4 protein-coding genes are annotated in these 1,862 nt (G+C 68.6%); all 4 read right to left on the reverse strand.

Annotated features, from left to right (window positions below; genetic code table 11):
* The coding region (locus tag A9X05_RS25315) for a DUF350 domain-containing protein (RefSeq protein WP_156736978.1) at positions 1-194 on the reverse strand (194 nt) is incomplete at its 3' end.
* A 31-nt stretch (positions 195-225) separates the two neighbouring features.
* Positions 226-657 (reverse strand): DUF4247 domain-containing protein, encoded by a 432-nt coding sequence (locus A9X05_RS25320; protein WP_067784859.1) that lies wholly within the window; start codon positions 655-657, stop codon positions 226-228.
* Positions 654-1,166, reverse strand: coding sequence for a DUF2617 family protein (locus A9X05_RS25325; RefSeq protein ID WP_067751766.1), 513 nt, complete (start codon positions 1,164-1,166; stop codon positions 654-656). The genes A9X05_RS25320 and A9X05_RS25325 overlap by 4 nt, the downstream gene beginning before the upstream one ends.
* A gap of 10 nt (positions 1,167-1,176) precedes the next feature.
* The gene (locus tag A9X05_RS25330; protein WP_067784857.1) at positions 1,177-1,788 is read right to left on the reverse strand and encodes a DUF4178 domain-containing protein; all 612 of its coding nucleotides are present in this window, start codon (positions 1,786-1,788) and stop codon (positions 1,177-1,179) included.
* Positions 1,789-1,862 lie beyond the last annotated feature (74 nt).

Raw genomic sequence — 1,862 nt, forward strand, 5'->3', positions numbered from 1 at the left:
GAGGCGAGGACGACGGCGTTCGGGCGCTTGTCGATGAACACCAGTTGACGCAGGTTGCCGGGGGTGAGGACGTCCACCATCAGGAAGCCGGCGATCAGGACGACGACGCCGACCGCGAAGTACAGGACGACGGCGACCACGCCCTGGGTGATCGTGCCGAGGTTGGTGGATCCGAAATCGATCGCGAGGTACATGGTTTGTCTCCTTTGCGTTTCCGGCTAGAGGTCACTTGGTTCCGCCCGGGCCACCCGGGCTGCCGCCGGCGCCGCCCGAGGGGGAGCCGGGCGTGAAGCCGGGGCCCAAAAAGATGAAGGCGCCGTGGCTGTATCCGGCGTTCAGGCTTTCCAGGCGGATGCTGCACGGGTGGTTGCCGTCGGGGCCGACGGTCACGATGTTGTTGCTGTAGCGCAGGTATTCGTTGTCGCCGTTGGCGGCGCGCGCCTCGGGGGCCTGATACTCGGCGAGCGTGTCGGCCACGTCGTCGGCGGAGCCGCTGCATTCGTAGCGCGTCCCGTTAGCGTCGTGGGCGTACTCGTGATAGTGGCCGGCGATGTAGGAGGCAATGTTCTTCTGCGACAAGATGATTCCGAAGACCAGGCAGACGATGGCGGCGACGGCGAGCACGCCGGCTATCACGAACAGACGGTTGCGGCTCACGGGTGCCACCGGCTGGTCGTGTGGACCACCTGTCCGCCGGACCCGACCAGGCTGCGCGGGTACAGGTGCCAGGTCCGCCAACGCCAGCCCGCGGCGTCGGGTTCGGCGGCCAGCGCGGTGAGCGCGGCGTCGTCTCCGGGGAAAGAGCCGCCGAGCCAACCCTTTTCGCGCGCGCATCGGTCACGAAGGTCGCGCGCCAGGCGGCGGAAGGCGCCCTCGTCATAGGTGTCGGTGCGCGACTCCAGGGAGTAGCCGGGCGCGGCCGTGCGTTCCGGCAGGTCGACGCCCAGGCCGCGCGCCGTGCACGAAACCTCTTCGGAGAAGCGGCCCGTGGCGTGCTCGACCGTGACGACGTGCGACGCGCCGAGGACCCCGAGCAGCAGCGCACCGCCGTCGGGGTGGTGCAGCAGGCTGGTCGCCAGCGGTGGCGGCGCGGGCGCGTTGAGCGCGAGTCCGAGCTTCTGTCCGGACACGTCCGAAGGAGTTACGGCGAGCTGATGAAGCGGCACCGGCGCGTTCCTAGGAGGACGGGGGCGGGGGCGCCGGATACACGGTCAGCTCGCCGGTCAGCACCGGTTTGCCGGTCGAGACCTCCCACGGCATGCCCGGCGCCCAGCGCTCGAACGAGAGCAGTAGGGACTCATCGGAGTTGGCGCAGTCGATGAACTCCATCTCGCCGCCCGCAGGCAGCCCGGTGGTGCCCTCGGTGGTGAACGAGGCGCGCCCGCGTTCGGATTCGTGAAACGTCACCCCGTCGACGACGTACTGGCCGCCCGGCTGCAGCGTGAGGTCCTTGCGGCTGACCCACATCGCCAGCTCGAGGCGTCCGTCGTCCTCCTCGACGCTGAACCAGATCGGCTGGTCGCCGCCCTCCAGCAGGTGCTCCCACCACACGAAGGGGCCCTCGCGGTAGGTCACCGATCCGCGCACGACGTAGTCGACGCCGCCGTAGCTGACGATCGCGCCGGGGCCGAGTTGCCGCGGACCGAATTCCGGCATCGCGTTGAACGAGAGCGGATCCTGGCGGCCGCGTGGGGGACTCGGTTGCTTGGGGCGTCGCAAAGCGATGACGAGTACGACGATGGACGCGATGAACAGCACGATCGCGATAACGACCAGCAGTGATCCCACGCGAGCCCTTCCGTTGCCACCTGTCTTGAGCGAACGTGGGGTAAAGCTAACAGCTTTTCCGCGAGTTCGGCGCT

The sequence above is a fragment of the Mycobacterium sp. E3298 genome (assembly GCF_001666895.1).
GTDB lineage: Bacteria > Actinomycetota > Actinomycetes > Mycobacteriales > Mycobacteriaceae > Mycobacterium.